We start from the raw sequence: 24833 nt of genomic DNA, 5'->3' as shown, positions 1-24833 counted from the left end.
GCCTCCGCTCGGCTTCCACCGGGCGGCGCGTGCACCACTCTACCTGATCCACAGCAGTGGTCGGTAAGTGATGAGAGCGGGTGACAGGAATCGCACACTGCGCCTCCCCCTTGGAAAGGGGGCGCTCTACTACTGAGCTACACCCGCGCGCCCATCCGGACAGTCCACGGAGGTGGACCGTCGAACGGTCAGAGCGGGTGACAGGAATCGCACACTGCGCCTCCCTCTTGGAAAGAGGGCGCTCTACTACTGAGCTACACCCGCGCGTCCACCCAGACGGCCCACAGAAGTGGACCACTGGCTGGTCAGAGCGGGTGACAGGAATCGCACACTGCGCCTCCCCCTTGGAAAGGGGGCGCTCTACTACTGAGCTACACCCGCATGACCCCGAAGTTCCGGCCGGTTTCCCGGCGTTGCCCCTCGGTGTGATCCAAACTCTAGCTGATCACCCGGGGCGGTTGGCAAATCCGATGATCGACGGGTCGCGCACGACGGTGGGCGCGACCCGTGGCGGGTGCCACGCGGGTGCCGCGCGGGGGGCTCAGCCCGCCGCGTTGAACGCCTCGTAGACCTTCTTGGGGATGCGGCCGCGCGGCGGCACCTCCATGCCGTGGGAGCGGGCCCAGGCGCGGACCGCCGCCGGATCGGGTGCGACGGACGTCCGGCGGTAGACGCGGCCCGACCGCGACTGCTTGCGGCCGACGGCCATGTAAGGCTCCAGGATGCCCCGCAGTTTCTTCGCATTGGCTGAGTTCAGGTCGATCTCGTACGACTTGCCGTCGATCCCGAAGATGACGGTCTCCGCGGCTTCCCCGCCGTCGATGTCATCGGAGAGTGTGACCACTACGCGCTGCGCCACGGAAATCGGTCCTTTCGACCAGTATCACCGCTCTGACCTGCGGTGACGTGGGGGTTTCGGTTGTTCTCAGACCATACTTATTCATGTGTGCGACAAAGGGCAATGCATGACGCGGCCCAGTTAATTCCGTCCCACTGTCCCACCGCAATCGACATCGGGTGATCCCCTGGGATTTTTCCCGGAATTTTCCCGAGTGGTCCGCGCGGCGGCCGAGCAAAATGCGAAGGATAAGCCCAGCATATCTATGCGCGTAGATTTTCCGGGACTGTACGCTGGCGGTACCGCTTCAGCTCACGCACCACACACCGGGAGTGCCAGTGGCACGCGTCGTAGTCGACGTCATGCTCAAGCCGGAGATCCTCGACCCGCAGGGCCAGGCGGTGCAGCGCGCGCTGCCACGCCTGGGTTTCGAGGGGATCGCCGACGTCCGTCAGGGCAAGCGCTTTGAACTCGAGGTGGAGGGCCCGGTCGACGAGGCCGCCCTCGCCCGAATCCACGAGATGGCGGAAACGTTTCTCGCCAACACCGTGATCGAGGACTTCACCGTGCGAGTCGACTCGTGACCGCACGGGTAGGGGTCGTCACCTTCCCCGGCACCCTGGACGACCGCGACACCCAGCGCGCCGTCCGGATCGCCGGCCTGGAGGCCGTGCCCCTCTGGCACCGCGACAGGGACCTCAAGCAGGTCGACGCCGTGGTCCTGCCCGGCGGCTTCTCCTACGGCGACTATCTGCGGGCGGGCGCGATCTCCCGCTTCTCCCCGGTGATGGAATCCGTCATCGAGCAGGCGAAGGGCGGCATGCCCGTCCTCGGCATCTGCAACGGCTTCCAGGTGCTCACCGAGACCCACCTGCTGCCCGGCGCGATGCTGCGCAACAACCACCTCCACTTCATCTGCCGCGACCAGAAGCTCCGCGTGGAGAACGCGGACACCGCCTGGACGGCCGACTACGAGGCGGGCCAGGAGATCTCCGTCCCGCTGAAGAACATCGACGGCCGCTACGTGGCCGACGAGCGCGTCCTCGACGAGCTCGAGGCCGAGGGCCGCGTCGCCTTCCGCTACCTGGACGGCAACCCCAACGGCTCGCTCCGCGACATCGCGGGCATCACCAACGCCGCCGGCAACGTCGTCGGCCTGATGCCCCACCCCGAGCACGCCGTCGAGCCGGGCATCGGCACGGGTCGTACGGACGGTCTCGGATTCTTCACCTCGATCCTGAAGAAGCTGGTCAGCTCATGACTCTCGACACCGTCAAGCACGCCGACGAGACCCCCGACGTCGAGCAGCCCTGGGCCGAACTCGGCCTCAAGCAGGACGAGTACGAGCGCATCCGCACCATCCTGGGCCGCCGCCCCACCGGCGCCGAGCTCGCGATGTACTCGGTGATGTGGTCCGAGCACTGCTCGTACAAGTCCAGCAAGGTCCACCTCCGCCAGTTCGGCGAGAAGGCCCCTTCGAGCGACGCGCTCCTCGTCGGCATCGGCGAGAACGCCGGCGTCGTCGACGTCGGCCAGGGCTACGCGGTCACCTTCAAGGTCGAGTCGCACAACCACCCGAGCTACATCGAGCCCTACCAGGGCGCGGCCACCGGCGTCGGCGGCATCGTCCGCGACATCCTCGCGATGGGCGCCCGCCCGGTCGCCGTCATGGACCCGCTGCGCTTCGGCGCCGCCGACCACCCCGACACCAAGCGCGTCCTGCCGGGCGTCGTCGCGGGCATCGGCGGCTACGGCAACTGCCTGGGCCTGCCCAACATCGGCGGCGAGGTCGTCTTCGACTCCTGCTACCAGGGCAACCCGCTGGTCAACGCCCTGTGCGTCGGTGTGATGAAGCACGAGGACATCCACCTCGCCAAGGCGTCCGGCGCCGGCAACAAGGTCATCCTCTACGGCGCCCGCACCGGCGGCGACGGCATCGGCGGCGTCTCGGTCCTCGCGTCCGAGACCTTCGACGACAGCAAGCCCACCAAGCGCCCCGCCGTCCAGGTCGGCGACCCCTTCCAGGAGAAGCTCCTCATCGAGTGCACCCTGGAGATCTTCCGCGAGGACCTCGTCGACGGCATCCAGGACCTCGGCGGCGCCGGCCTGTCCTGCGCCACCAGCGAGCTGGCCAGCGCCGGCTCCGGCGGCATGCGCGTCGAGCTGGATCGCGTACCGCTGCGCGACGCGACGCTCTCGCCCGAGGAGATCCTCATGAGCGAGTCGCAGGAGCGCATGTGCGCGATCGTCGAGCCCGGCAAGGTCGACCGCTTCCTGGAGATCTGCGAGAAGTGGGACGTCATCGCCACCGTCATCGGTGAGGTCACCGACGGCGAGCGCCTGGAGATCTTCTGGCACGGCGAGCAGATCGTGGACGTCCCGCCGCGCACCGTCGCCCACGAGGGCCCGGTCTACGAGCGCCCGTACGCCCGCCCGGAGTGGCAGGACGCCCTCCAGGCCGACGACGCGAACAAGCTGGCCCGCCCCGAGACCGCCGAGGAGCTGCGCGCGCAGGTCCTGAAGGTGATCTCCTCCCCGAACCAGGCGTCCAAGTCCTGGATCACGGACCAGTACGACCGCTTCGTCCAGGGCAACACGGTCCTCTCCCAGCCCGAGGACTCCGGCATGGTCCGCGTCGACGAGGACACCAACCTCGGTGTCGCCGTCGCCACGGACGGCAACGGCCGCTACGCCAAGCTCGACCCGTACACGGGCGCCCAGCTCGCGCTCGCCGAGTCGTACCGCAACGTGGCCGCCACCGGAGCCCGCCCGCTGGCGATCTCCAACTGCCTGAACTTCGGCTCGCCGGAGGACCCGGCCGTCATGTGGCAGTTCGCCGAGGCCACCCGTGGCCTGGCGGACGGCTGCCTGACCCTGGGCACCCCGGTGACCGGCGGCAACGTCTCGCTCTACAACCAGACGGGCGAGACCGCCATCCACCCGACCCCCGTGGTCGCGGTTCTGGGCGTCATCGACGACGTCGACCGCCGCACGCCGATGGCCTTCGCCGACGAGGGCCACCTGCTCTACCTCCTCGGTGACACCAAGGAGGAGCTGGGCGGCTCGGCCTGGTCGCAGGTGATCCACGACCACCTCGGCGGGCTGCCGCCGGCCGTGGACCTGGACCGCGAGAAGCTGCTCGCCGAGATCCTGATCGCCGCCTCCCGCGACGGCATGATCGACGCGGCGCACGACCTCTCCGACGGCGGCCTGATCCAGGCCCTGGTGGAGTCGTGCCTGCGCGGCGGCAAGGGCGCCCGGATCGTCGTACCGGACGCGGTGGACCCGTTCGTCCTCCTCTTCTCCGAGTCCGCCGGCCGCGCGGTCGTCGCCGTGCCGCGCAGCGAGGAGCTGCGCTTCACCGACATGTGCGGGGCGCGGGGGCTGCCGGCGACGCGGATCGGCGTTGTCGACGGCGAAGAGCTCGACATCCAGGGCGAGTTCACGATTCCGCTGACGGAACTGCGCGCCGCGCACGAGGCCACGATTCCCTCGTTGCTCGTGTAACGCTCGTCTGTAACGACGGCTCAACTCTCGTCATGAGTACGGGACGGGCCCGGCCGGTTGTTCCGGTTGGGCCCACCCGAAGCCTGGCCAAGGATTAGGCTCGCGCCATGCCTTCCGCACCGCGCAAGCCCCGTATCCGCAGCTTCGATCCCGCCAAGTCGCGGGCCGCCCTGGAGGGGCAGGTCCGTGCGGTGCGGGACGTCGTGGCCGTGGTCTGCGCCGAGCCGGACGCCGAGGCGCTGCTCGCCGCGCCCTCCGGGGTGGGCAAGTGGACGGTCGGCGAGCTGATCACGCATCTCACCGGCGCGTTGGAGCTGCTGCCGCGGCACATCGAGGCGCAACGATCCGGTGAATCCCCGTCCGTACGGGCCGAGATCACCCTGCCGGAGTACGCGGCGGGCAGCGGCGCGCGGGCTGCGGAGGTGGCGGAGAGGGCCGTCGCCGCGGCCGAGGCGCTCGCCGGCCAAGGCCCCAACTCCCTGGTGGACGCGCTGGATCGGGTCGCCGAACGGCTCTCCGCCGCGCTCGCCGACGCGGGCTCCGTCACGGCCGTCCCCACGGGTCTCGGCGCCATGTCGCTGTCCGACTATGTGGTGACCCGACTGGTCGAGGCCGTGGTGCACGGCGACGATCTCGCGACCGCCACGGGCACCGTCGTCCGCCATGACCGGCAGGCCCTGGCGACCGTCTCCCGGTTGTTCGCCGACGTGTTGGCGACCAAGGCCCCCGGCGGCTCGGTGGAAGTACGTATCCCGCCATTCGCCGTGACGCAGTGCGTCGCGGGCCCCCAACACACGCGCGGCACGCCGCCGAACGTCGTCGAGACCGACCCGATCACCTGGATCCGGCTGGCCACTGGCCGTCTGACCTGGTCCGATGCCATCGAGTCCACGGCCGTGACGGCCAGTGGCGAACGCGCGGACCTTTCCGCACAACTTCCTTTGCTCACTTGAGCGAAGCCTGCCTTCGCGCCCGCCCGACCGTGGAGATCCAGCCACGAAAGGGTGATGCGCTGTGCCCGCCGAGTGGCTGTGCGTGGTGTGAGATTTCCCGGCCGTCCCCGGTTCGGATGAACCTCGTCCCTGCCATAGACTCAAGGTGTGCCTCGTGGTGACGGACGACTCAACCACGACCTGCTCCCCGGCGAAAAGGGCCCCCAGGACGCTTGCGGCGTCTTCGGTGTCTGGGCTCCGGGGGAAGAGGTCGCAAAACTCACCTATTTCGGGCTGTATGCGCTGCAGCACCGTGGACAGGAGTCCGCGGGCATCGCGGTGAGCAACGGCTCCCAGATCCTCGTTTTCAAGGACATGGGACTGGTCTCCCAGGTCTTCGACGAAACCTCCCTCGGCTCCCTCCAGGGCCATATCGCGGTCGGTCACGCCCGCTACTCCACCACCGGAGCCTCGGTGTGGGAGAACGCGCAGCCGACCTTCCGGGCGACCGCCAACGGCTCCATCGCCCTGGGCCACAACGGGAACCTGGTCAACACCGCCGAGCTGGCCGAGATGGTCGCCGCGCTCCCGCGCGACAACGGCCGGGCCACCCAGGTGGCGGCGACCAATGACACCGACCTGGTCACGGCCCTGCTCGCCGGGCAGACCGACGACGACGGCAAGCCGCTGACCGTGGAGGAGGCGGCCGCCAAGGTCCTCCCCATGGTCAAGGGCGCCTTCTGCCTCGTCTTCATGGACGAGCACACGCTCTACGCCGCCCGTGACCCGCAGGGCATCCGCCCGCTGGTCCTCGGCCGGCTGGAGCGTGGCTGGGTGGTCGCCTCGGAGACGGCCGCCCTCGACATCTGCGGCGCGACCTTCATCCGCGAGGTCGAGCCCGGCGAGATGATCGCCATCGACGAGAACGGCGTGCGGACCTCCCGCTTCGCCGAGGCCAAGCCGCGCGGCTGCGTCTTCGAGTACGTGTACCTGGCCCGCCCGGACACCGAGATCGCCGGCCGCAACGTCTACCTCTCCCGGGTGGAGATGGGCCGCCGCCTCGCCGCCGAGGCCCCCGTCGACGCCGACCTGGTGATAGCGACCCCGGAGTCGGGCACGCCCGCCGCCGTCGGCTACGCCGAGGCCAGCGGGATCCCGTACGGCACGGGCCTGGTCAAGAACGCCTACGTCGGCCGGACCTTCATCCAGCCGAGCCAGACCATCCGCCAGCTCGGCATCCGGCTCAAGCTCAATCCGCTCAAGGAAGTCATCAAGGGCAAGCGCCTGGTGGTCGTCGACGACTCGATCGTCCGCGGCAACACCCAGCGCGCCCTGGTGCGGATGCTCCGCGAGGCCGGTGCCGCCGAGGTCCACGTACGGATCTCGTCCCCGCCGGTGAAGTGGCCGTGCTTCTTCGGCATCGACTTCGCCACCCGCGCCGAGCTGATCGCCAACGGGATGACCGTCGACGAGATCGGCAAGTCGCTGGGCGCGGACTCCCTCGCCTACATCTCCCTCGACGCGATGGTCGAGGCGACCACGATCGCCAAGCCCAATCTGTGCCGGGCCTGCTTCGACGGTGAGTACCCCATGGCGCTCCCCGACCCCGAGCTGCTGGGCAAGCAGCTGCTGGAGACCGAGCTGGCCGGTGGCGCGGACGCCGCCGACGCGCTCCGTCGCCCGTAACGCTCCGTAGTACGAAAACGACACGAAAGTTCTGAAGCAATGTCTCAGACCACCGGTGCCAGCTACGCCGCTGCGGGCGTCGACATCGAAGCGGGCGACCTCGCCGTCGAGCTCATGAAGGAATGGGTGCGCAAGGCCACCCGCCCCGAGGTTGTCGGCGGCCTCGGCGGCTTCGCCGGCCTCTTCGACGCCAGCGCCCTCAAGCGCTACGAGCGCCCCCTGCTGGCCTCGGCCACCGACGGCGTCGGCACCAAGGTCGACATCGCCCGCCGGATGGGCGTCTACGACACCATCGGCCACGACCTCGTCGGCATGGTCGTGGACGACCTGGTCGTCTGCGGCGCCGAGCCGCTGTTCATGACCGACTACATCTGCGTCGGCAAGGTCCACCCCGACCGCGTCGCCGCCATCGTCAAGGGCATCGCCGAGGGCTGTGTCCTCGCGGGCTGCGCCCTGGTGGGCGGCGAGACCGCCGAGCACCCCGGGCTGCTGGGCGCGGACGAGTTCGACGTCGCCGGCGCCGGTACGGGCGTCGTGGAGGCCGACCGGCTGCTGGGCGCGGATCGCATCCGCAAGGGTGACGCCGTCATCGCGATGGCCTCGTCGGGACTTCACTCGAACGGGTACTCACTGGTCCGCCATGTGCTCTTCGACCGGGCCGGCTGGGAGCTGGACCGGGAGGTGCCGGAGCTCGGCCGGACGCTCGGCGAGGAGCTCCTGGAGCCCACGAAGATCTACTCGCTGGACTGTCTCGCCCTCACCCGTACGGCGGAAGTCCACGCCTTCTCGCACATCACCGGCGGCGGCCTCGCCAACAACCTGGCCCGGGTGATCCCGGACCACCTCCACGCGACCGTCGACCGCTCCACCTGGACGCCGGACCCGATCTTCGGCCTGGTCGGCGAGCTGGGCGGGGTGGCGCGCCCCGAGCTGGAGAAGACGCTCAACATGGGCGTCGGCATGATCGCGGTCGTCCCGCAGGAGTCCGTGGACGTGGCCCTGGCGACCTTCGCCGACCGCGACGTGGACGCCTGGGTGGCAGGCGAGATCACGGCCCGCGGCGGCCACGCGGAGGCCGTGGCCCTGACCGGGGACTACGCGAACTGAAACCGAGCCCGCGTGTGGGCAGTCGTGCCGCAAGGGCGGGACGGGTGGGCACACGCGGGCCCGCACCCGGCGGACGGCCTTGGCCACCGCGCAGCGGGCACGCACAGAACCCGGTCCGGGGCAAAGCCCCGGACCGGGTCACTGAAAGCTATGACTGCCGCGTCAAGCGCGACGGCGGTACGCCGACCGGTCGGAGGAGGACTGCTCGTCCTCGTCCTCCCCGTCGTCGTTGTAACGCGCCGCGTACTGAGCGTACGGGTCGTCCTCCAGCTCGTCCTCAAGCGGCTCGCTCTCCGGCGGCTGCTTGATCGACGGCTGCGTTGCGCCCAGCTCATTGGCCAGACGTGAGAGGTCGGTCCCGCCGCTGTTGTACTTCAGCTGGCGGGCGACCTTTGTCTGCTTGGCCTTGGCCCGGCCGCGCCCCATGGCTCGACCCCCTCATTGACGGGGCTCGACGGCCCCAGAGTCTTGACACGCGTTCACGTTCATGAGTCAGAGCGGACCCCTGTGGAAGGGTGTCCGGCCTGTAGAGCTTCAACGGTACCTGCTTCCGCCGTCATACGGTACGTCGCCCGCATGACGTGCCACGGAGCCGGACCCGGAGAGGGTCCAGTACTCGCTGGTCAGCCACGATTTTAACGTGTCCCGAGCGCCGACCCGCCGAGGGGTGGTGAGAGATCTCTCGTTCCGCCGCCTTCCGGTCACTCTTCTGTGGGGATCGCTGTGGGATCCGCGTCGGGATCGCTCCGGATCGCCGTACGCGGACCGGCGGCCCGCCCGGGCGGGAAGATCACCCGGGCGGGTCAACGAGGACACGAAGCGTCACCGGGTGGGCGCCGGGACGGTGCTCACCGCCTCCCGTGCCGCCCTGTCCCTGGCCTCCGCCATGCGCTGCTCGGCGAGCCGGTCCGCCGCGACGGCCGGCGGAATGCCGTCCGTTCGCGCGCGATCGAATATGGCCAAAGTGGTGTCGTAGATCTTGGTCGCCTTGGCCTTCGCCCGATCGAAATCAAAGCCGAGCAGTTCATCGGCGACCTGGATCACTCCGCCGGCGTTCACCACGTAGTCCGGCGCATAGAGCACGCCCCGGTCGGCGAGGTCCTTCTCGACCCCCGGGTGGGCGAGCTGGTTGTTGGCCGCGCCGCAGACCACGGAGGCGGTGAGGGCGGCGACGGTCTCGTCGTCCAGCGCGCCGCCGAGGGCGCAGGGGGCGTAGACGTCGAGCGGCGTCCGGACCAGCACCGCCGCGTCGGCCACGGCCGTGACCTGTGGGTGACGGGCCAGGATCCGCTCGACGGCGGCGGCCCGGACATCCGTGATCACGACCTCCGCGCCGTCCTGGACCAGGTGCTCCACCAGGTGGTGGCCGACCTTGCCGACGCCGACGACGCCCACGCGGCGCCCGCGCAGCGTCGGCTCGCCCCACTGGGTCCTCGCGGCGGCCCGCATGCCCTGGAAGACGCCGAAGGCGGTGAGCACGGAGGAATCGCCGGCGCCGCCCTGCTCGGGCGAGCGGCCCGTGGTCCAGCGGTTCGTCCGGGCGACGACGTCCATGTCCTGTACATACGTGCCGACGTCGCACGCGGTGACATATCGGCCGCCCAAGGAGGCCACGAAGCGACCGTACGCAAGCAGCAGCTGCTCGGACTTGATCAGATCGGGATCGCCGATGATCACAGCCTTTCCGCCGCCGTGGTCGAGCCCCGCCAGGGCGTTCTTGTACGACATGCCGCGCGAGAGGTTCAGCGCGTCCCGCACCGCGTCCTCGTCGGACTCGTACGGGTGGAATCGGGTGCCGCCCAGGGCGGGGCCCAGGGCCGTGGAATGCAGGGCGATCACGGCCTTGAGGCCGCTCTCGGCGTCCTGGCAGAGCACGACCTGCTCATGGCCGCCCTGGTCGGAACGGAAAAGGGTGCGCAGTACGCCGTCGTCGGCGCCGCTGGTGGGACGTACGTCGGTCACGGTGGTGACTCCCATATGCCGCGAAGGTCGCCCTCGCTGGGGGTGGTGGAGGGCCGGTTGGCACGAGGGTAGGGCCTCGTGGCCCGGCCGGCCGGGCTCGTGCCGAGGATCACTCTCCCGGGCTCCGGTGCCATGGGACGATTTGGACGGTATGGGGAGAGGCACCCGCAACTCCCCTGAAGTGACCTACGGCTTGAGGGAGCGAGCGTGGGCGTGGCGTCGTCGGTGACCGTGCCGTACGCGGCCTATCTGCGGGTCTACGAGCCGCTGGCCGCGTTCCCGGAACCGGAACGGTCCCACTGGCTGCGGTACGCCCGCCGGGAGAGCCTCCCCGGGGCCCAGGACGAACTGCGCCGGTCGCTGGCGGATCTGCTGCCCACCCCGCCGGTCCCCGTCCCGGTGCACGAGAGCGGTGACGCCTTCGTGGCGGTCGTGGACGGCGTGGTGTGCGTCTGCCCCTGGCGCACCCGGCTGCGGGGCTGGCTGGCGCTGCGGGAGCTGACGGAGCGGTTTCCCCCGCCCGTGCTGGACGCGGTGCTGCCGCCCGTGGTGCGGCGCCAGGCCGTCGCGGACCACGAGCGCTGGGCGGCCCGCAACCCGGACGCCCGGCCGTGGATCAGGACGGCCACCTGGCAGGTGCCGCTGCGCTGGTTCGTGCTCTTCTCGGACGAGGAGCGCGAATACGGCAAATCCGTACCGGAGGGGCCGGGGGGCCCGGAGGGCGGCGGGGGACTGCTGCTGCGCTACCGGACGCCGATGGTCCAGGCGCGTCGGCGGGTAGCCCGCGGATTGCGTACGCTCCGGGACGCGATGGAGGAGGGGCCGCTGATCGACGGCTTGGTGGAGGTCGGGCGGTGGCTGGAAGAGTTCCATCCGCGGTCCCTGGTGGAGCTGGACTACGGCGGACTTGTGCATATGGTTCCCGAGGCACAGCTGGCCGAGGACCACTCCGCCGCCGACACGGCGGACGGGCTGGCGGCGCTGCGGGCGGGTGACGGGGCGCGGGCCGGTGCGGCGTACGAGCGGCTGACGGAGCGTTGGAGGACGGTCCGCGACCGGCAGTTCGCCAACTGACCGTCCGGCACCGGCGGCCGGCGGTACCGCGATCAGGACCTAGGTCCCGATCCGGGCCATTGCGGCAACCGTGACCTAACGCACTTACGTTAGGTCTTGCGCCCATCGCCCATCCCCATGGCAAAATAGGACAAGGAGTCTGGGAAGGGTTCCTTCCGCCCAAGTAAGGGCGGATAGTTCGGTATTGCACTCCTTGGTGGATCTGGTGACCCCTGATCTCTTTGATCCCGCTGTGACTGATCGTCACGGCGGGGTGACTGTCCGCTATGGCATGGTCCATCGGGTTCCGTCGAGGTTGAACACCTGAGAGGGCAATTCCATCGGTTTGGCCGACGTGGCTGGACAGATGGTGTAGTTGTAGTGCCGAGGACAAGCCGTTCGTCCTATAACCGACTCGGCCCGCGTCCGCCATTTCGGGCAACGCGGGTCAAGGTGCAGAATTTAGAGGAAAGAACCGACGTGATGGTTCGGTTCTCCCGAGGAGGCCGCTCATGACCGCTCGCACCCCTGATGCCGAGCCGCTGCTGACCCCGGCTGAGGTTGCCACGATGTTCCGCGTGGACCCGAAGACGGTCACCCGCTGGGCCAAGGCTGGCAAGCTCACGTCCATCCGCACGCTCGGAGGGCACCGCCGTTACCGCGAAGCGGAGGTCCGTGCCCTGCTGGCGGGCATTCCGCAGCAGCGCAGCGAGGCCTGAACAAGCAGGGCTGAACAAGCAGAGGCTGAACAACTGAATGACAGGGTGATTTCCGGGGCCCCCAACCCGGCTCTCACCCAGCTGAAGCTCCACAGACGGTAAACAGCGGATGCCTGCCCCAACAGGCGTCCCGCCCACCGACTTGGGCCGGCCGTCGATCGCGCTGGACTCCGCCGGGTCCAGCGCGATCTTTTTATGCGCCGGTATCGCCGCCGTATCGCCGCCGGTATCCCCGCGCGGACGCCTCCCGCGTGCCCGGACCCCGGTCCGTCGCCGCCACCGGCGGAAGACCGGAAGGTCGGTGCAATTGCACATATTAAATTGACCCGGCGTAGGGAGGGGGTAAGTTCCCCTACCACGGAAATACTTTCAGTGACTCCCGTCACATCACGGCATGCTTGTCCGCCATCGCCCCGCTGGGGTAAAGGACTTGCGCCCGCGGTCACTCTCCGGAGCGGCCCCCCGTTCCCGCCGCCCGCGCCATCGCGCCTGAGCCGCCGTACGTCACCGGGGGAGGGGAATCTCCTCCCGTGGCGCCTCCTGGTCGCTCCCGGCCTCCTGGGCGAGCCTCAGGAGCCGGTGGCAGACCGGGCAGTGTCTCGTCAGGTGGCGATAGCCGGCCGCGGCGGAGAGGTGGGCGCGCAGCAACGCCCGGGTCTCGTGCCGGCTGCGCTCGGTCGTCGTCATAGGGCGGGGCACCTCCACTGACTGGGGTACCCCTGGCACGTGTCGCAGTCAAGGTCGAAAACACGGAGGCCCGGATCCGGGGACGCGGATCCGGGCCTTCAAGTCGACGGGCTCCCGGGGCACTTGGCACCGGCCGCAGAAAACGACGGAGCCCGCATCCCTGGGGGATACGGGCTCCGACTCTACTGCGGTCCTGACGGGATTTGAACCCGCGGCCTCCACCTTGACAGGGTGGCGAGCACTCCAAACTGCTCCACAGGACCTTGCTTGCTTTCCCGCTCTCGCGTTCTTGCGAGACAGACTCTACAGCAGGTCAGGGGGTGCGGTCGAACCAGCGGCCCCGTGACGGCGCCCACAGTCGCGGGCGCCGTCCCCGGACGTCCCGCTACGGGGCCAGCTTGTCGATCGTCTTCACGATCCGCTTGTCCGAGACCGGGTAGGCCGTGCCCAGCGCGTGGGCGAAGTAGCTCACCCGGAGCTCCTCGATCATCCAGCGGATCTCCCGGGCCTCCTGGGGCACGGGACGGCCCTTGGGGAACTGCTCCAGCAGCCACGCGTACTCGTCGCGCATCTCCTGGACCTTCGCCAGCCGGGCCCGGTCCCGCTCGGCGTTGGTGGGCAGCTGGGTCAGCCGGCGGTCGACGGCCACCAGATAACGCAGCAGGTCCGGCAGGCGGCGGACGCCGTGGGCCGTGACGAAGCCGGGCTTGATCAGCTCCGCCAGCTGCTGCCTGACGTCCGCCAGGGACGTCAGCAGCGCCGGGCTCGACGTCGCCTTCAGCCGGCGCTCGCACGCCTGCCAGGCGGCCAGCACCTCCTGCGTCCGGCGGATCGTGTCCAGCGTCGCGTCCACGATGTCGGCCCGCACGGCGTCGAAGAGCTTGCGGAAGGACTCCTCGTCCCACACGGGCCCGCCGTGGGCCGCGATCAGCTTGTCCGCGGCGCCCGCGACACAGTCCTCGAAGAGCGCCTGGATCGAGCCGTGGGGATTCCGCGACAGGGCGAGCTTCTGCTGATTGCCGAGCTTGTCCTGGGCGAACTTCGCCGGGTTCGACGGCAGGTTCAGCAGGATCAGCCGGCGGACACCGGCCCACATCGCCTCGCGCTGCTCGGGCTCGGTGTCGAAGAGCCGCACCGCCACCGAGGACCCCTCGTCCACCAGCGCCGGGAACGCCTTCACCGGCTGGCCCGCGCGCCGCGTCTCGAAGGTGCGCGGCAGCGTCCCGACCGTCCACGACGTCAGCCCCGAGCGCTGCTCGGGACGGGCCGCGCCGCCGGAGGCGCCGTCGGCCTTCTCCGCCGCCTGCTCGAAGGCTGCTGTGATCGCGGCCTGCGTCTTCGGCTTGAGCCGCAGCCGCAGGGCCTCCAGGTCCTTGTCCTCGGCGATCTTGCGCTTGCGCTCGTCGACCACCCGGAAAGTGATCTTCAGATGGTCGGGGACCTTGGCGAGGTCGAAGTCCTCCGCTTCCATCCGCACCGCCGTCATCCGGTGGAGCCCGTGCGCCAGCGCCGTCGTCAGGGGCTCCTGGAGGGGCACGGCACTGTCGAGGAACCGCTGGGCGAAGTTCGGCGCGGGCACGCAGTTCCGCCGGATCGGCTTGGGCAGCGACCGGATCAGCTCCGTGACCAGGTCCTCCCGCAGCCCCGGGATCTGCCAGTCGAAGCCCTCGGCGGAGACCTGGTTGAGCACCTGCAGCGGAATGTGGACGGTCACACCGTCCGCGTCCGCGCCCGGCTCGAACTGGTACGTCACCCTGAACTTCAGCCGGCCCTGCCGCCAGGAATCCGGATAGTCGTCCTTGGTGACGGCCTCCGCGTTCTCGTTGATGAGCATGGAGTGCTCGAAATTGAGCAACTCCGGCTCTTCACGCCGCTTGTGCTTCCACCAGGAATCGAAGTGCGCCCCGGAGACCACGTGTTCCGGCAGCCGCTGGTCGTAGAAGTCGAACAGCGTCTCGTCGTCCACGAGAATGTCACGCCGCCGGGCGCGGTGCTCCAGCTCCTCGACCTCGCCCAGCAGTTTGCGGTTGTCGTGGAAGAACTGATGGTGCGTCCGCCAGTCGCCCTCGACGAGCGCGTTGCGAATGAACAGCTCACGGCTGGTCTCCGGGTCGATCCGCCCGTAATTGACCTTCCGCTGCGCCACGATCGGCACGCCGTAGAGCGTCACCCGCTCGTACGCCATCACCGCCGCCTGCTTCTGCTCCCAGTGCGGCTCGCTGTACGTCCGCTTCACCAGGTGCTCGGCGAGCGGCTCGATCCATTCCGGCTCGATGCGCGCGTTGACGCGCGCCCACAGCCGGGAGGTCTCCACCAGCTCCGCCGACATCACCCAGCGCGGCGGCTTCTTGAAGAGCGCCGAACCCGGGAACACCGCGAATTTGGCATTGCGGGCCCCGACGAATTCGTTGTTCTTCTCGGTGTCCTTGAGACCGATGTGCGACAGCAGCCCGGACAGCAGCGACTGGTGCACCCGCTCCGCCGGCGCGTCCTCCTCGGCGAGGTGGATGCCCATCGTCTTCGCGACCGTGCGCAGCTGGTAGTAGATGTCCTGCCACTCACGTATGCGCAGATAGTTCAGGTACTCCGACTTGCACATCCGGCGGAAGGCCGAGGACGACAGCGTGCTCTGCTGCTCGCGGACGTACCGCCACAGGTTCAGGAAGGCGAGGAAGTCGCTGGTCTCGTCCTTGAACCGGGCGTGCTGCTGATCGGCCTGCGCCTGCTTCTCCGACGGCCGCTCGCGCGGGTCCTGGATCGACAGCGCGGCCGCGATCACCATCACCTCGCGGGCACAGCCGTTCTTGTCGGCCTCCAGCACCATGCGGGCCAGCCGGGGGTCCACGGGCAGCTGGGAGAGCTTCCGGCCCAGCGGCGTGAGCCGCTTCTTCGGCTCCTTCTGCTTGGGGTCGATCGCCCCGAGCTCCTGGAGCAGATCGACGCCGTCCTTGATGTTCCGGCGGTCCGGCGCGTCGATGAAAGGAAACTTCTCGATGTCGCCGAGCCCCGCCGCCGTCATCTGGAGGATGACCGACGCCAGGTTCGTCCGCAGGATCTCCGCGTCCGTGAACTCCGGCCGCGCGAGGAAGTCGTCCTCGGAGTACAGCCGGATGCAGATGCCGTCGCTCGTACGGCCGCAGCGGCCCTTGCGCTGATTGGCGCTGGCCTGCGACACCGGCTCGATCGGCAGCCGCTGGACCTTGGTGCGGTGGCTGTAGCGGGAGATCCGGGCGAAGCCCGGGTCGATGACGTACTTGATGCCCGGGACGGTCAGGGACGTCTCGGCGACGTTCGTGGCGAGGACGATCCGGCGGCCGGTGTGCCGCTGGAAGACCCGGTGCTGCTCGGCGTGGGAGAGCCGCGCGTAGAGCGGCAGCACCTCGGTGAACTTGTACTTGCGCTTCTCCAGGGCGTCCGCCGTGTCGCGGATCTCCCGCTCGCCGGAGAGGAAGACGAGGATGTCGCCCTCGCCCTCCCGCTGGAGCTCGTCGACGGCGTCACAGATCGCGGTGATCTGGTCACGGTCGGCGTCGGAGGACTCCTCCTCCAGCAGCGGGCGGTAGCGGACCTCCACCGGATACGTCCGGCCCGAGACCTCGACGATCGGCGCGTCGCCGAAATGGCGGGAGAAGCGCTCGGGGTCGATGGTGGCGGAGGTGATCACGACCTTGAGGTCGGGGCGCCGGGGGAGCAGCTGGGCGAGATAGCCGAGCAGGAAGTCGATGTTGAGGCTGCGCTCGTGCGCCTCGTCGATGATGATCGTGTCGTACTGGCGCAGCTCGCGGTCCGTCTGGATCTCGGCGAGCAGGATGCCGTCGGTCATCAGCTTGACCATGGTGGTGTCGCCCACCTGGTCGGTGAAGCGGACCTTCCAGCCGACGGCCTCGCCCAGCGGCGTCCGCAGCTCCTCGGCGACGCGCTCGGCGACCGTACGGGCGGCGAGCCGGCGGGGCTGGGTGTGCCCGATCAGGCCCTTGACGCCACGGCCGAGCTCCAGGCAGATCTTGGGGATCTGGGTGGTCTTGCCGGAGCCCGTCTCACCGGCGACGATCACGACCTGGTGGTCGCGTATCGCCTCCAGGATCGTGTCCTTCTTCTGGCTGACGGGCAGCTGCTCCGGATAGTCGACGGCCGGCACGGCGGCCCGGCGGTTCGCGACGCGCAGCTCGGCCGCCTCGACCTCCGCCGTGATCTCGGCCAGGACGGCCGCGCGGGCCTCGGGCTTGCGGACGCGGCGGGCCCCGTCGAGCCGTCGCCCCAGGCGCTGCGCGTCGCGCAGCGTCAGCTCGGGGAGGCGGGCGGCGAGGTCGGCGAATGCGGCGGGGGCGGCAGGCTGCGTAGACATACGGAGTCCAGGATCGCACCACGCGCCATGAAGCGGCGAACGCATTTAGGGGCGGAAAACACCGAGGCCCCCATCTCGCGATGGGGGCCTCACTGTGGCTGGGGCCGGGGTCGAACCGGCGACCTTCCGCTTTTCAGGCGGACGCTCGTACCAACTGAGCTACCCAGCCATGCGATCACCGAGATGATCGCAAGCGGTCCTGACGGGATTTGAACCCGCGGCCTCCACCTTGACAGGGTGGCGAGCACTCCAAACTGCTCCACAGGACCAAGCTTATGTGCGAGACAAGTCTCGCACACAGTTCACGCGTGCCCCCAACGGGATTCGAACCCGTGCTACCGCCTTGAAAGGGCGGCGTCCTGGGCCACTAGACGATGAGGGCTGATGGCCCACCTGGGCGCTTTGTCGGCGCCTCGGGGACGTGAGAAGCATATGGGATGCAGGGACCGATCGCCAAAACGGTTTGCCGGAGGCGTTCCGGGACCCTCCTCCGGAGGCCCCCGTGGCGGACAATGGCGGCGTGCTGGAGATGACGCGCGAGGAGTTCGAGGAACTGGTCGCCGAGGGCCTGGACCGGATCCCGCCGGAGCTGACGCGGCTGATGGACAACGTGGCCGTGTTCGTCGAGGACGAGCCCCCGGTCGAGGCCCCGGACCTGCTGGGGCTCTACGAGGGCACGCCGCTCACCGAGCGCGGCGAGTGGTACGCGGGGGTGCTGCCGGACCGGATCACGGTCTACCGGGGGCCGACGCTGCGGATGTGCGCCACGCGGGACGAGGTTGTGGCCGAGGTCGAGGTGACGGTCGTTCACGAAGTGGCCCACCACTTCGGGATCGACGACGAGCGCCTCCACGCGCTGGGCTACGGATGAGGCTACGGATGATCGAGGGCTGATCGCCGGGCGCCGCGCGTGTCCTGGGCGGGGCGGGGCCAGTTGGGCAGGGCGCTCGTCCCCTGTACCCGAAGGCGGTCCCATTCATGCGCGCAACGTCAGCGCACGCGGCAGCGTTCACCCGTTTCGCGGCCGCGGCTGCCCTGACCCTGGCCCTGGGCGGGTGCGTGAGCGGGTGCATGAGCGTGAGCGACCCGGGCCGCCCGGCGCCGGCGGGGACGGGCCGGCAGCGCGAGACCGGGGCCCAGCCGGACGGCGGGCTGCGGCCCCCGGCGGGCCGCGCCGGCCACGCGGACGGCAAGTCGGTGAAGGGCGGGGCGAGCGGCAGTCCGTCGGCCAAGGAGGCGCGGCCCTCCGCGTCGGCCTCGGCCGCCCCGGAGGCGTCCCCGTCGGCGTCCCGGCAGCCGGGCAAGCCGGGGGACCGGCCCAAGCCGCCGAGCGGGCCCAGCCAGGGCGGCTCCCCGGCGCAGGGGAAGCCCCCCGCGCCCACCCAGCCCGCCACGGTGGCGCCGCCCACTCAGGCCCCGCCCACGCAGCCGCCCCCCACCACACCGCCGACGCCGCCCTCGCCCCAGCCGGGGCCTTCCTGAGCGCGGCCGGCTCGGGTACTGTGGCGCAGGCCATGCGACCGCGGCTTGCGCTGCCCTGCGGTGGGTGCGTATGGTGGTAGATCGTTTGATCCCATTTGCCCGGCGCCTGACAGAAGCGCGCCGTGTGGCGCGTTCCTTACCTTGCCGTGGCTGACCGCATCGAGGCGGTCATTTGTGAAGCCGACACGGAGCTTGGGCGCGTGCCGAAACTCCGGAAGGTTTCGCATTTCGCATGTCCATTTCCACTGACACCACCACCATGCCCGAGGCCGACGAGATGATCGTCGAGGCCGCCGAGGCCGCCGTCGAGACGACCGAGGCCGCCGTCGAGACGACCGAGGCCGCCGCCGAGCCGGCCGAGCCGCAGATCACCTTCGGTGACCTGGGCCTGGACGACGCGATCGTCCGCAAGCTCGCCCAGAACGGCGTCACCACGCCCTTCCCGATCCAGGCCGCGACCATCCCGGACGCCCTGGCCGGCAAGGACATCCTCGGCCGTGGCCGCACCGGCTCCGGCAAGACCCTCTCCTTCGGTCTGCCCCTGCTCTCGATCCTGGCGGGCGGCCACACCGAGAAGAAGCGCCCGCGCGGTCTGATCCTCACCCCGACCCGTGAGCTGGCGATGCAGGTCGCCGACGCCCTCCAGCCCTACGGCGACGTCCTCGGCCTGAAGATGAAGGTCGTCTGCGGCGGTACGTCCATGGGCAACCAGATCTACGCCCTGGAGCGCGGCGTCGACATCCTCGTCGCCACCCCGGGCCGCCTGCGCGACATCATCGACCGCGGCGCCGCCTCGCTCGACAAGGTCCAGGTCGCCGTCCTCGACGAGGCCGACCAGATGGCCGACATGGGCTTCCTGCCCGAGGTCACCGAGATCCTCGACCAGGTGCCGACCGGCGGCCAGCGTCTGCTGTTCTCCGCGACGCTCGAGAACGAGATCGACACGCTGGTCAAGCGCTACCTGGTCGACCCGATCACCCACGAGGTCGACCCCTCCGCCGGTGCCGTCACGACCATGACCCACCACGTCCTCGTCGTGAAGCCGAAGGACAAGGCGCCGGTCACGGCCGCCATCGCCGCCCGCAAGGGCCGCACGATCATCTTCGTCCGCACCCAGATGGGCGCCGACCGCGTCGCCGAGCAGCTGCTCGACTCCGGTGTCCGCGCGGACGCGCTGCACGGCGGCATGACCCAGGGCGCCCGTACCCGCGTCCTGGAGGACTTCAAGGGCGGCCGCGTGAACGTCCTGGTCGCCACCGACGTGGCCGCCCGAGGCATCCACGTCGACGGCATCGACCTGGTCCTCAACGTCGACCCGGCCGGTGACCACAAGGACTACCTCCACCGTTCGGGCCGTACGGCCCGCGCCGGCCAGTCCGGCACGGTCGTCTCCCTGGCCCTGCCGCACCAGCGCAAGCAGATCTTCCGCCTGATGGAGGACGCGGGCGTCGACGCCTCGCGCCACATCGTCGGCGGTGCCGGCGCCTTCGACGAGGACGTCGCCAAGATCACCGGCGCCCGTTCCCTCACCGAGGTCCAGGCCGACTCGGTGGCCAACGCCGCCAAGCAGGCCGAGCGCGAGCTCAAGGACCTGACCCGCCAGCTCGAGCGCGCCCAGCGCCGCGCGACGGAGCTCCGCGAGGAGGCCGACCGCCTGGTGGCCCGCGCCGCCCGTGAGCGCGGCGAGGACCCGGAGGCCGCCGTGGCCGCCGCCGCCGAGGAGCTCAAGGCCGAGGCCGAGGCCGCCGCCAAGGCCGAGGAGGCCGCCGCCATCCCGGCGCAGGCCCCCGAGCGCCGCGACGAGCGGGGCAACTTCGAGCGCCGTGGCGGCAACTTCCGCCGCGACGACCGTGACGAGCGCGGTGGCGACCGCGGCGGTGACCGTGGCGGCTTCCGCCGCGACGACCGTCGTGAGGACCGTCCGTCGTTCCGTCGTGACGACCGTCGTGACGGCGACCGTGGCGGCTTCCGTCGTGACGACCGCCCGTCGGGTGGTTTCCGCCGCGAGGACCGTGAGGGCGGCTTCCGCCGCGACGACCGCCGCGACGGCGACCGTGGTGGCTTCCGTCGTGAGGAGCGTCCGTCGTTCCGTCGTGACGACCGTCGTGACGGCGAGCGCGGCGGCGAGCGCGGTGGCTTCCGTCGTGACGACCGCCCGTCGGGTGGTTTCCGCCGCGAGGACCGTGACGGTGGCTTCCGTCGTGACGACCGTCGTGACGGCGAGCGCGGCGGCGACCGTGGCGGCTTCCGCCGCGACGACCGCCCGTCCGGTGGCTTCCGCCGTGACGACCGTCCCTCCGGTGGCTACCGTTCCGCCGGCGGTGACCGTCCGTTCAACCGCGACCGTCGTGACGACCGCCCCTCCGGTGGTTTCCGCTCCGGTGGCGGCGACCGCCCCTACGGCCGTCGCGACGACCGTGGTGGCAGCTCCTTCGACCGCCGCGCCGACAAGCCGCGCTGGAAGCGCAACGGCTGATCCCCGCAGCTGATCTGAGGGCCCGTACGGCATCCACGCCGTGCGGGCCCTCGGCCGTTGGGGGCGGCTTCCGGACATCCGCGCGACGTTCGGGGCCATAACGACTCGGGCATCCACGGTCGGCCGGGCTATGCTGCGGTGTGCGGGCCGTTAGCTCAATTGGCAGAGCAGTGGACTTTTAATCCATTGGTTGTGGGTTCGAGTCCCACACGGCCTACCGCCCGATGAGGTCACCGCACCGTTTGTGACCTGCATCTTCTCGCCCCGGCTGGGTTTCTCCAGCCGGGGCGGAGGCGGGGAGGTCCCCGCCGCCGCCATGGATCAAAGCAGCAGCCGCGTGACGTGGGTCACGCAGGTTGATCGTGGGGCAGTCCGGCCGAGCGATCGTGGTCGCGCCGCCGTCTGACTCCTGATCGGACTCGTAGGGCGTCCAGCCGTCCTGTACGAGCTCCTTGGCCACCGTCGGACCGGCACCGACGCCGGCCGCGTGGGGGAGCTACGAGCCGTCAGCCGGCGGCGCGGTGTGCCTGTGGGGGATGGGCCGACCGGAATCCCCGCGGAACAACCCGTCCAGCCGTCAACGCTGCTCCCGAACAGCGGGTACTGGTGAACCATGACCGGCACCTTCACCACCCGCACTGTCGACGTGACAACCGGCTCCGCCGAGACCATGCACGACCTGACGAACGCGTGCACCGCGTTCCTCCGGGAGGTCGCTCACGGGCGGGATGGGCTGCTGAACGTCTTCACCCCGCACGCGACGTCCGGTCTGGCGGTCATCGAGACCGGCGCGGGTAGCGACAACGACCTGTTGGCGGCCCTCCGTGAGGTTCTTCCCGCGGACGACCGTTGGCGCGACCGTCACGGTGGTGCGGGCCCCGGTCGCGGTCACATGCTCCCGGCCCTGGTTCCGCCGCACGCCACGCTGCCTGTGATCGGTGGTGAGCTGGTGTTGGGGACCTCGCAGTCCGTCGTGCTGGCGACCACCGATCGGGGCGGCCCCGACCGCCAGGTCCGGCTGTCCTTCCTCGGCTGACCCGAGCCGTCGCCTCGACGTTCAGGTCCGCGGGGTGCTGCCCGTGTCGATGAGGATCTGTTCGGCCCGGGTGATGTTGCCGGCCTGTACGGATCTGGCCATCGCGGCACGTGCCGCGTCGGGCGTGGCGTCGGGCGGGACCACCAGCAGGGCGAAGTGGTCGTTCTCGCCCCGGGTGATGAGGACCGTGTCGTCGCCGACCGGGAAGGAATCGATGCGCACGACCCGGTCCTCGATGATCAGCCGGGTCGGGAGCTCTTCCCAGGCGCTCGCGTCCAGGCCGACGCGTGTGATGGGGCCGAGGTGCTCGGTCAGGGCGGTGATCAGGCCGGGAAGCTCGGCACCGATGTCGCGGGAGCGTGGCCACCACGCGCCGTCCAGGATTCCCCCGCGCTCCCCTGTCGTCTCCAGCCGCAGGAGGGCCGTCCCGGGTTTCACGGCGTGGTGGATCGCGTCCGGCAGAAGGCCGGGGAGGCGTGGGGTGTCGGAATCGGCCATGGCCTGCTCGCCTGTCTCCGAGGAATCGGCGTGTCCGTTCGTCGTCCGGGGTGCGTCGTGCGTCGCACTCACCGGGCGAGCCACCCGCCGCAATCCCACCGTACTCCGCAGGCCCATGGTGGGCTCGCCCACTCGACCGCGCACACCCGTGCTCCCGGAGATCGCCCGGTTGCGCATGGTCTGCGAACCGCCTGCCGGAGTAGGGTGGAGAAACCGGGAAAACTTCGTACACCGGCCTCCATGCGGGTGTCGTTCCCGGTGAGTCACAACGCCGGGCAGTCGACGACGGGCCCGGGGGCAGGTTCGCATCATGGCTGTCACCACCGACCGTAGGCCCACCGACGGGCACGCCCCTTCGCCGCCCGCCCGCCTGTCCCTGACGCCAGGGACGGCGCCGGGCCTGCTGGACGGTGCCTGGTGGCCCCGCTCTCGCGACCTCTCCCGCGAGCTCCCCGCACTGGCGGAGAGGCTGGACCACTCCTGGGGGCGGGTCACCCGCGTCACGGTGAATCCGGCCTTCTGGCCCGTGATCCCGCGCAAGGTTCCCGTCGGCGGACACACCGTGCACGTGGGGTGGTTCACCAATGAGCAGGACCCGCACAAGCTCCTGCTGTTCTCCTACTCCGCGGACCGCCTGGACCTGCTGATCATCCCGCCGGAGACCGAGCCGGCCGCGGCCGGCCGGCTGATGTCCGCCGCGACCACCCCCGGAAGCCTCCTCACCGCGAGCCGGCTGATGGAGGACGAACGAGAGGCCGAGGACGCGACGCAGTCACGGGACCGCGAAGAGGAGTGGGAGACAGAGGGTGGGACCGCGGGCGACTCCGCCTCTTCTCCGGCGAGGAAGTGACCATGGCGTCCGCACACACCACCCCCGTACCAGCGGAACCGGGGCCGCCGGCAGGGCGCGCCGACATCCGCATCACCGCCGCCTCCCCCGAGACCGCCCGTCGCGTCGCGGAAGTCCTCCGTCGCTGCTTCGATTCCACCGAGCAACGCAGTTATCCGGCCGGCCGCGAAGGCGGTACCCGGCTCCACCTCACCGTCGACACCACGCGTCCCGCCGAGCCCGCGCGATCCTGGCTGGCGACCAGCCGGAGCGTTGCGGCCGACGACCCGCAGGACGACGAAGCCTGACAGCCCGTGCATGCCCCTGCGCATGTCCCCGGACGGCGGGTGCCGCGACCTTCTCATCCCGGAGGGCGAAGCTCGCGAAAGGACCGTACCGTTGGCCCATGAGCGTCTTCATCAAACTGGTGGAAAATCGCCCACCGAAGGAATACGCGAACGATCGTACGGCGGACATCTCCTACGACGACACCGTCGAGGGCAACGCCGAGATCAGTTACCAATACGACGTACTTCCCGGCGGCATCCTGAGAATCCTGCGGGTCACAAGAGGAGAGGAAGCCGTCATCCACGCGGTCTATGCCCCGGGCCTGTGGTTCCGCGTCGAGGGCCTCTGCCGCGGCACTACGGAATAGCGGCCCCTCGGGCCCTCGGGACTTTCAGGCCCCTCGGGCCCTCGGGACTTTCAATCCATTGGTTGTGGGTTCGAGTCCCACACGGCCTACCGCGGAGGCCCAGGCCGGACTGTTCTGACCTGGGCCTCAAGGCTTTTCCTCGGGTGGTTTCCCGCCGCCACACCGTCGGGGTTGCGGACGGGGCCGTGGGGCGGGCGCTAGCGTGTCGATCGGGAACGGGGCCGCCGGTCCGGCTCCAGGGTCCTCTGGCCAGCCCTTGGCGATGTCCCGTTCCCGCCCTTTCCTCCCCGTCGCCCCCTAGGCCGTGATCTTGGTGACCTGGCCGGCGCCGACGGTGCGACCGCCCTCGCGGATGGTGAAGCGCAGACCCTCCTCCATGGCGATGGGCTGGATCAGTTTGACGGACATCTCGGCGTTGTCGCCGGGCATGACCATCTCCGTGCCCTCCTTGAGGGTCACGACACCGGTCACGTCGGTCGTACGGAAGTAGAACTGCGGACGGTAGTTGTTGAAGAAGGGCGTGTGCCGGCCGCCCTCGTCCTTCGACAGGATGTAGGCCGTGGCCTCGAAGTCGGTGTGCGGGGTGACCGAACCCGGCTTGATGATGCACTGGCCGCGCTCGACGTCCTCGCGCTTGATGCCGCGGAGCAGCAGACCGACGTTCTCGCCCGCCTGGCCCTCGTCGAGCAGCTTGCGGAACATCTCGATGCCCGTGACCGTCGTGGTCGTCTTCTCCGGGTGGATGCCGATGATGTCGACGGTCTCGTTGACCTTGAGAATGCCGCGTTCGATGCGGCCGGTGACGACGGTGCCGCGACCGGTGATCGTGAAGACGTCCTCGATCGGCATCAGGAACGGCTTGTCGACGTCTCGCTGGGGCTGCGGGATGTTCTCGTCGACGGCGTCCATCAGGTCCTCGACGGACTTGACCCAGGTGGGGTCGCCTTCGAGGGCCTTCAGTGCGGAGATCTTGACGACCGGGGCGTCGTCGCCCGGGAACTCGTACTCGTTGAGGAGCTCG

The 24833-nt window shown here is 69.9% G+C and carries 22 protein-coding genes and 8 tRNA genes; 16 read left to right on the top strand and 14 right to left on the bottom strand.

Annotated features, from left to right (window positions below):
• Positions 1–75: 75 nt before the first annotated feature.
• From ACX9I7_RS30850 to ACX9I7_RS30835, 4 genes are all read right to left on the bottom strand, one after another.
• Positions 76–147, bottom strand: a tRNA-Gly gene (locus ACX9I7_RS30850).
• A 45-nt stretch (positions 148–192) separates the two neighbouring features.
• Positions 193–264 (bottom strand) — tRNA-Gly (locus tag ACX9I7_RS30845).
• Between the two features lie 45 nt (positions 265–309).
• Positions 310–381, bottom strand: a tRNA-Gly gene (locus ACX9I7_RS30840).
• Between the two features lie 160 nt (positions 382–541).
• On the bottom strand, positions 542–859 hold the full coding sequence (locus ACX9I7_RS30835; protein WP_126914886.1) for a histone-like nucleoid-structuring protein Lsr2: 318 nt from the start codon (positions 857–859) through the stop codon (positions 542–544).
• 317 nt (positions 860–1176) lie between these two features.
• On the opposite strand from ACX9I7_RS30835, the gene purS reads away from it, so the two are divergent.
• From purS to purM, 6 genes are all read left to right on the top strand, one after another.
• Positions 1177–1422, top strand: coding sequence for a phosphoribosylformylglycinamidine synthase subunit PurS (purS, locus tag ACX9I7_RS30830; RefSeq protein ID WP_042151546.1), 246 nt, complete (start codon positions 1177–1179; stop codon positions 1420–1422).
• Positions 1419–2099, top strand: a complete 681-nt coding sequence (gene purQ / locus ACX9I7_RS30825; protein WP_387577742.1) for a phosphoribosylformylglycinamidine synthase subunit PurQ — start codon at positions 1419–1421, stop codon at positions 2097–2099. Before purS ends, purQ begins: the two co-directional genes overlap by 4 nt.
• Complete coding sequence (purL, locus tag ACX9I7_RS30820) at positions 2096–4345, top strand: phosphoribosylformylglycinamidine synthase subunit PurL (protein WP_459389189.1); 2250 nt, start codon at positions 2096–2098, stop codon at positions 4343–4345. Before purQ ends, purL begins: the two co-directional genes overlap by 4 nt.
• 107 nt (positions 4346–4452) lie before the next feature.
• Positions 4453–5298: a maleylpyruvate isomerase family mycothiol-dependent enzyme gene (locus tag ACX9I7_RS30815; RefSeq protein ID WP_459389188.1), complete on the top strand. Its 846-nt coding sequence runs from the start codon at positions 4453–4455 to the stop codon at positions 5296–5298.
• A gap of 147 nt (positions 5299–5445) precedes the next feature.
• Positions 5446–6963 carry an amidophosphoribosyltransferase gene (gene purF, locus ACX9I7_RS30810; RefSeq protein ID WP_189455791.1) on the top strand — a complete coding sequence of 506 codons (1518 nt, stop codon included), beginning with the start codon at positions 5446–5448 and terminating at the stop codon, positions 6961–6963.
• A 39-nt stretch (positions 6964–7002) separates the two neighbouring features.
• Positions 7003–8070, top strand: a complete 1068-nt coding sequence (gene purM / locus ACX9I7_RS30805) for a phosphoribosylformylglycinamidine cyclo-ligase (protein WP_459389187.1) — start codon at positions 7003–7005, stop codon at positions 8068–8070.
• Between the two features lie 162 nt (positions 8071–8232).
• Here the strand turns inward: purM and ACX9I7_RS30800 are convergent, their stop codons facing one another.
• Positions 8233–8496, bottom strand: a complete 264-nt coding sequence (locus ACX9I7_RS30800) for a DUF3073 domain-containing protein (RefSeq protein WP_358624008.1) — start codon at positions 8494–8496, stop codon at positions 8233–8235.
• A gap of 396 nt (positions 8497–8892) precedes the next feature.
• Positions 8893–10047 (bottom strand): Leu/Phe/Val dehydrogenase, encoded by a 1155-nt coding sequence (locus ACX9I7_RS30795; RefSeq protein ID WP_459389186.1) that lies wholly within the window; start codon positions 10045–10047, stop codon positions 8893–8895.
• A 192-nt stretch (positions 10048–10239) separates the two neighbouring features.
• Between ACX9I7_RS30795 and ACX9I7_RS30790 the strand changes: the two genes are divergently transcribed.
• Positions 10240–11106: a hypothetical protein gene (locus ACX9I7_RS30790; RefSeq protein ID WP_387577735.1), complete on the top strand. Its 867-nt coding sequence runs from the start codon at positions 10240–10242 to the stop codon at positions 11104–11106.
• A gap of 491 nt (positions 11107–11597) precedes the next feature.
• On the top strand, positions 11598–11804 hold the full coding sequence (gene bldC / locus ACX9I7_RS30785) for a developmental transcriptional regulator BldC (protein WP_003949541.1): 207 nt from the start codon (positions 11598–11600) through the stop codon (positions 11802–11804).
• 504 nt (positions 11805–12308) lie between these two features.
• On the opposite strand, the gene ACX9I7_RS30780 is transcribed toward bldC, so the two are convergent.
• The 6 genes from ACX9I7_RS30780 to ACX9I7_RS30755 form a co-directional block, all read right to left on the bottom strand.
• On the bottom strand, positions 12309–12491 hold the full coding sequence (locus ACX9I7_RS30780; protein WP_126914877.1) for a DUF6274 family protein: 183 nt from the start codon (positions 12489–12491) through the stop codon (positions 12309–12311).
• 188 nt (positions 12492–12679) lie between these two features.
• A tRNA-Asp gene (locus ACX9I7_RS30775) sits at positions 12680–12754 on the bottom strand.
• A 122-nt stretch (positions 12755–12876) separates the two neighbouring features.
• On the bottom strand, positions 12877–16836 hold the full coding sequence (gene hrpA / locus ACX9I7_RS30770) for an ATP-dependent RNA helicase HrpA (RefSeq protein ID WP_387577733.1): 3960 nt from the start codon (positions 16834–16836) through the stop codon (positions 12877–12879).
• A 95-nt stretch (positions 16837–16931) separates the two neighbouring features.
• A tRNA-Phe gene (locus ACX9I7_RS30765) sits at positions 16932–17005 on the bottom strand.
• Between the two features lie 25 nt (positions 17006–17030).
• A tRNA-Asp gene (locus ACX9I7_RS30760) sits at positions 17031–17105 on the bottom strand.
• Positions 17106–17145: 40 nt separating this feature from the next.
• A tRNA-Glu gene (locus tag ACX9I7_RS30755) sits at positions 17146–17218 on the bottom strand.
• Positions 17219–17356: 138 nt separating this feature from the next.
• Between ACX9I7_RS30755 and ACX9I7_RS30750 the strand changes: the two genes are divergently transcribed.
• The 5 genes from ACX9I7_RS30750 to ACX9I7_RS30730 all read left to right on the top strand — a co-directional run bounded on the left by ACX9I7_RS30750 (position 17357) and on the right by ACX9I7_RS30730 (position 21830).
• Entirely contained in the window at positions 17357–17707 is a 351-nt protein-coding gene (locus tag ACX9I7_RS30750) for a metallopeptidase family protein (protein ID WP_387577828.1), read from the top strand.
• A gap of 107 nt (positions 17708–17814) precedes the next feature.
• The gene (locus ACX9I7_RS30745) at positions 17815–18318 is read left to right on the top strand and encodes a hypothetical protein (RefSeq protein WP_387577731.1); all 504 of its coding nucleotides are present in this window, start codon (positions 17815–17817) and stop codon (positions 18316–18318) included.
• Between the two features lie 232 nt (positions 18319–18550).
• Positions 18551–20794: a DEAD/DEAH box helicase gene (locus ACX9I7_RS30740; RefSeq protein WP_459389185.1), complete on the top strand. Its 2244-nt coding sequence runs from the start codon at positions 18551–18553 to the stop codon at positions 20792–20794.
• 144 nt (positions 20795–20938) lie between these two features.
• Positions 20939–21011 (top strand) — tRNA-Lys (locus ACX9I7_RS30735).
• A 396-nt stretch (positions 21012–21407) separates the two neighbouring features.
• Positions 21408–21830, top strand: coding sequence for a YjbQ family protein (locus ACX9I7_RS30730; RefSeq protein WP_387577727.1), 423 nt, complete (start codon positions 21408–21410; stop codon positions 21828–21830).
• A 21-nt stretch (positions 21831–21851) separates the two neighbouring features.
• Here the strand turns inward: ACX9I7_RS30730 and ACX9I7_RS30725 are convergent, their stop codons facing one another.
• A complete protein-coding gene (locus ACX9I7_RS30725) occupies positions 21852–22328 on the bottom strand; it encodes a DUF5994 family protein (RefSeq protein ID WP_358216207.1) in 477 nt (158 codons plus the stop codon).
• 310 nt (positions 22329–22638) lie between these two features.
• Here ACX9I7_RS30725 and ACX9I7_RS30720 point away from each other — a divergent pair, with 310 nt between their 5' ends.
• From ACX9I7_RS30720 to ACX9I7_RS30710, 3 genes are all read left to right on the top strand, one after another.
• Entirely contained in the window at positions 22639–23178 is a 540-nt protein-coding gene (locus tag ACX9I7_RS30720; protein WP_459389184.1) for a DUF5994 family protein, read from the top strand.
• 2 nt (positions 23179–23180) lie between these two features.
• A complete protein-coding gene (locus ACX9I7_RS30715; protein WP_459389183.1) occupies positions 23181–23465 on the top strand; it encodes a hypothetical protein in 285 nt (94 codons plus the stop codon).
• Between the two features lie 98 nt (positions 23466–23563).
• Positions 23564–23812: a hypothetical protein gene (locus ACX9I7_RS30710; RefSeq protein ID WP_126914869.1), complete on the top strand. Its 249-nt coding sequence runs from the start codon at positions 23564–23566 to the stop codon at positions 23810–23812.
• Positions 23813–24109: 297 nt separating this feature from the next.
• Here the strand turns inward: ACX9I7_RS30710 and ACX9I7_RS30705 are convergent.
• Positions 24110–24833: EF-Tu C-terminal domain-related protein (locus ACX9I7_RS30705; protein ID WP_459389182.1), on the bottom strand; the 724-nt coding region annotated here is incomplete at its 5' end.

This window comes from Streptomyces sp. L500, assembly GCF_054551825.1.
Note: the sequence above shows the minus strand (reverse complement) of the source record. Positions and strands in the feature narration are given on the sequence as shown.

Coding starts and splice junctions, on each gene's coding strand:
- purM (WP_459389187.1), top strand. CDS start 7,003: ATGTCTCAGACCACCGGTGCCAGCTACGCCGCTGCGGGCGTCGACATC.
- bldC (WP_003949541.1), top strand. CDS start 11,598: ATGACCGCTCGCACCCCTGATGCCGAGCCGCTGCTGACCCCGGCTGAG.
- hrpA (WP_387577733.1), bottom strand. CDS start 16,836: ATGTCTACGCAGCCTGCCGCCCCCGCCGCATTCGCCGACCTCGCCGCC.
- ACX9I7_RS30725 (WP_358216207.1), bottom strand. CDS start 22,328: ATGGCCGATTCCGACACCCCACGCCTCCCCGGCCTTCTGCCGGACGCG.
- ACX9I7_RS30740 (WP_459389185.1), top strand. CDS start 18,551: ATGTCCATTTCCACTGACACCACCACCATGCCCGAGGCCGACGAGATG.
- ACX9I7_RS30710 (WP_126914869.1), top strand. CDS start 23,564: ATGAGCGTCTTCATCAAACTGGTGGAAAATCGCCCACCGAAGGAATAC.
- ACX9I7_RS30745 (WP_387577731.1), top strand. CDS start 17,815: ATGCGCGCAACGTCAGCGCACGCGGCAGCGTTCACCCGTTTCGCGGCC.
- ACX9I7_RS30730 (WP_387577727.1), top strand. CDS start 21,408: ATGACCGGCACCTTCACCACCCGCACTGTCGACGTGACAACCGGCTCC.
- ACX9I7_RS30720 (WP_459389184.1), top strand. CDS start 22,639: ATGGCTGTCACCACCGACCGTAGGCCCACCGACGGGCACGCCCCTTCG.
- ACX9I7_RS30715 (WP_459389183.1), top strand. CDS start 23,181: ATGGCGTCCGCACACACCACCCCCGTACCAGCGGAACCGGGGCCGCCG.
- ACX9I7_RS30780 (WP_126914877.1), bottom strand. CDS start 12,491: ATGACGACGACCGAGCGCAGCCGGCACGAGACCCGGGCGTTGCTGCGC.
- ACX9I7_RS30795 (WP_459389186.1), bottom strand. CDS start 10,047: ATGGGAGTCACCACCGTGACCGACGTACGTCCCACCAGCGGCGCCGAC.
- ACX9I7_RS30815 (WP_459389188.1), top strand. CDS start 4,453: ATGCCTTCCGCACCGCGCAAGCCCCGTATCCGCAGCTTCGATCCCGCC.
- purL (WP_459389189.1), top strand. CDS start 2,096: ATGACTCTCGACACCGTCAAGCACGCCGACGAGACCCCCGACGTCGAG.
- ACX9I7_RS30800 (WP_358624008.1), bottom strand. CDS start 8,496: ATGGGGCGCGGCCGGGCCAAGGCCAAGCAGACAAAGGTCGCCCGCCAG.